The sequence below is a fragment of the Marinobacterium profundum genome (assembly GCF_001528745.1).
GTDB classification, from domain to species: Bacteria; Pseudomonadota; Gammaproteobacteria; order Pseudomonadales; family Balneatricaceae; genus Marinobacterium_A; species Marinobacterium_A profundum.
Genome location: NZ_BCNS01000015.1, coordinates 1 through 3,323, shown reverse-complemented (window position 1 = coordinate 3,323; position 3,323 = coordinate 1). Strand labels below are relative to the sequence as shown.

Genomic DNA, 3,323 nt, shown 5'->3' with positions numbered 1-3,323 from the left:
GCGAGCCTGCGCCGGCGCCGATGATCGGACGAAATTCGTCTTCGGTCGCCATGGTGAGGGGGGCTGCGACAAGCGCCAGCTTCTCGGCCTTGAGTTCGTTCAGCTCGTGATCACCGCGTACCAGCAGGGCGACAAAGTCGGATTCGCATTCCTCAGATGCCCGTACGATCAGGGTCTTGATGGTTTTTTCGATAGGCGTTGCGTGCAGGCTAACCAGATCCGCGATGGTTTTGGCATTGGGGGTCTCGACCAGGTGCATCTCTATCGTTGCAGCAGCACGTTCGCCAGCCGGCGCCAGAGCTTCGGCCAGTTCGACATTGGCGGCATAGTCGCTGCTGTCGGAGAAGGCGATATCGTCTTCGCCGGAGGACGCCAATACATGGAATTCGTGGGAGGAGTTACCGCCGATCGAGCCGGTATCGGCCAGCACTGGGCGGAAATCAAGACCCACGCGATTAAAGATGTTGTTGTACGTCTGATACATCAGATCGTAGGTTGCCTGCAGCGACTCGGTGCCCAGATGGAAAGAATAGGCATCCTTCATGATGAATTCACGTGAGCGCATAATGCCGAAACGCGGGCGGATTTCATCGCGGAACTTGGTCTGAATCTGATAAAAATTGGCCGGCAGCTGCTTGTAGCTTTTGACTTCACGGCGAACCATGTCGGTGATGACTTCTTCGTGGGTCGGACCGACGCAAAATTCGCGGTCATTGCGATCGCGCAGACGCAGCAGTTCCGGGCCGTACTGTTCCCAGCGGCCGGATTCCTGCCACAGCTCGGAGGGCTGAATGGCGGGCATCAGCACTTCCTGGGCGCCGGAGCGGTCCATTTCCTCGCGTACGATACGTTCGACCTTGCGCAAAGTGCGTAGCCCCATCGGCAGCCAGGTGTAGAGGCCAGAGGCGACCTTGCGGACCAGACCGGCGCGCAGCATCAGCTGATGGCTGATAACTTCGGCGTCGGATGGAGTTTCCTTGAGTGTGGCAATCAGATATTGGCTAGCGCGCATAGATCCTAAACCCAGAAATCGGAAAATGTTGCAGAAAATCGCACCATTGTAGGGACGCGGGGGGCGGCAAACAAGCCTGATGCGCAACTGCGGGCTCTGGGCGGGATTATGGGCAGCGCTTGAGTGAGTTTTGTGGGCTCAAGCTGCACGTTGATCCTGCGCCGCCATAAAGGCAAACAGCTCGCTTAATCGGGTTTCGTCAAACAGGGCTATGCCGTGGCGCATGAGCTCGGCGGCAGCAATGCCGCTACCCTGTACCCGTTCCTGACGAAACTGTCCGTCATAGACCTGATCACGGCCGCAGGCCGGGCTCAGGGATTGCAGCAGGGCACAGCAGCAGTTTTCACGCTGGGCAACTTCCAGTGCGAGCTCTGCGCCTTGCAGGTAGGCGGGAGTGAGGTCTGCGCCGTCGCGATCAGTCACCAGTATCGGAAAACGCTGACGTATTTCAGCCGGGCGTCTTGGGGTCGGCAGGCCGCCGGCAACCTCCGGGCAGAAAGGCACCAGCCGGCCCTGGCGATGCCACTGCTCCAGCAGTGGGTGCTCAAGTAACCGGTGCTCTGCGTCGTAACGAACTTTTTCGCCCAGCAGGCAGGCGCTTACGAGTATTTTTCCCATGACGATAGTCTTCTTTTTTATGCAACCGAATGAGGACGGAGCCAAGACTATCAGTGGATTGTTAAATGAGTGTTAAAGCGCCGGGGTTGATTCGTCGGCACACTGCACCTGGTTACGGCCCAGGGATTTGGCCAGATAAAGCGCGGCGTCGGCCCTGCCAATAAAATCCTCGGTGCTCTCGCCGCCGATGTACTGGGTGACACCAAAGGACGCGGTGATGGAGCTGATGACTTCGCCGGATTTTTTAAGCTTGATACGAATGGCCTGAATTTTGTCGCGCAGGCTTTCAGCCAGCCGGGCCCCATCGTCCAGTGGGCTGCCGGGCAGCAAAATGGCGAATTCCTCACCGCCGTAACGCACCGAAAGAATGGGTTCTGCGCTGTTTTCTTTCAGCAGCTTGCCAACGTACTGCAGGACCTTGTCACCCATAAGGTGGCCGTACTGGTCGTTGAATTTCTTGAAGAAGTCGATGTCCAGCAGCACCATTGTGGTGTTGACGCTGTCGGGGCTGCTAATCAGCTGCTGCAGCTCTGTGTCGAACACGCGGCGGTTAAAAAGCCCGGTGAGCGGGTCGACGCGGGCGTCCTGGCGGGTACGCTGCAGTTCGGCCTTGAGTGTGACGATTTCAGCCTGGGCTTCGTCGATGCGCGCCTGGAACTGGCGTGTAGTCGCGCTGATGGCTTCGGTATTGAGCGCCAGGTTCTGGATGATGGACTCGAGCGGCAGTTCACTGTACTCGCCATCAGCCAGAGCGCTGAGACTGTCCTGCAGTACTTCGCTGTAGTCGCAGGTTCGCTTTGCGGTCTCATGGGCGTGATCATTCAGATCATTCATCAGCGAGATCAGGCTACTCTGAATATCCTTGGCTGAATCGAGTTCATCCTTGATCAAGTGCTCGCGGAACAGCTGCTCGCTCACCATGACAGGGCAGGTGCCGTAACTATTCACCGTCTTGTCCAGCACGGTATTGAGTTCAGGCATACGGTCGGAAACGTAGGTATACCAGAGCGCGTAGTTCAGCGGATTGGGCGGGATGTTGTACCGAACCATCAAGGGGATGGCGCGGCGCAGATAGTCTGCCGCCTGGTTGGAGTTCTCCGCGAATTTCATAGATGTCCTTTTGTGGCTCGCCGGATGTTGTTGGGCGTTGTGGCGTATGGCTCTGCCAAGAGCCGATATCTCAGGCGTTGCATCGGTACTATAAAAGACTTTCAATGCCGAGTGCCAGTTATCGAGTTGTTACACGCGGTTAACGTACCAAAAAATGCTGTATTAATGACGTTGACGAGCGCCCCTGGTGGTTAGTTGTACGTATTTTGTGCAGATGTGACTATTCGTCCGCAAGGGTGTTTTCCAATGGGGTGATCAGGACTATCCTTATAGTCAAAGTTTGGGAGGTGCAGGTGAGGCAATTAACGCGTGTTTCTGCTCTGCTGCGCACAGGTCTGCCAAGGGTTGCTCTGGGCGCCGCAGTTCTGAGTACTACGGTGCTGGGTGGATTGGTCAGTGCTGCCGCTGTTGCGCAGACTGTTGTCGCCACCGAGTCTGTGGCTGTGTCGCAGAGTCCGGTTCTGGGGGAGGGGCGATTCGAGTCCATCGATAGTGCCCTGGCGCGCTATCGCGAGTTGACACTGGAGTACCGTTGGCCGCCGATTGTTACGACCGCAACGCTGCGCCTGGGCGACAGTGACGC

General features: G+C 57.2%; 4 protein-coding genes. 1 reads left to right on the top strand and 3 read right to left on the bottom strand.

Features of this window, described 5'->3' with window-relative positions; all coding sequences use genetic code 11:
- From proS to MPRO_RS01110, 3 genes are all read right to left on the bottom strand, one after another.
- A partial coding sequence (gene proS, locus MPRO_RS01120) for a proline--tRNA ligase (protein WP_082708382.1) occupies positions 1 to 1,012 on the bottom strand: 1,012 nt, incomplete at its 3' end.
- A 138-nt stretch (positions 1,013 to 1,150) separates the two neighbouring features.
- Positions 1,151 to 1,630, bottom strand: a complete 480-nt coding sequence (locus tag MPRO_RS01115; protein WP_067286021.1) for a 2-thiouracil desulfurase family protein — start codon at positions 1,628 to 1,630, stop codon at positions 1,151 to 1,153.
- A 72-nt stretch (positions 1,631 to 1,702) separates the two neighbouring features.
- Entirely contained in the window at positions 1,703 to 2,740 is a 1,038-nt protein-coding gene (locus tag MPRO_RS01110; protein ID WP_067286018.1) for a GGDEF domain-containing protein, read from the bottom strand.
- A 293-nt stretch (positions 2,741 to 3,033) separates the two neighbouring features.
- Between MPRO_RS01110 and MPRO_RS01105 the strand changes: the two genes are divergently transcribed.
- Positions 3,034 to 3,323 (top strand): hypothetical protein (locus MPRO_RS01105; protein WP_158651713.1); only part of this gene is annotated, 290 nt, incomplete at its 3' end.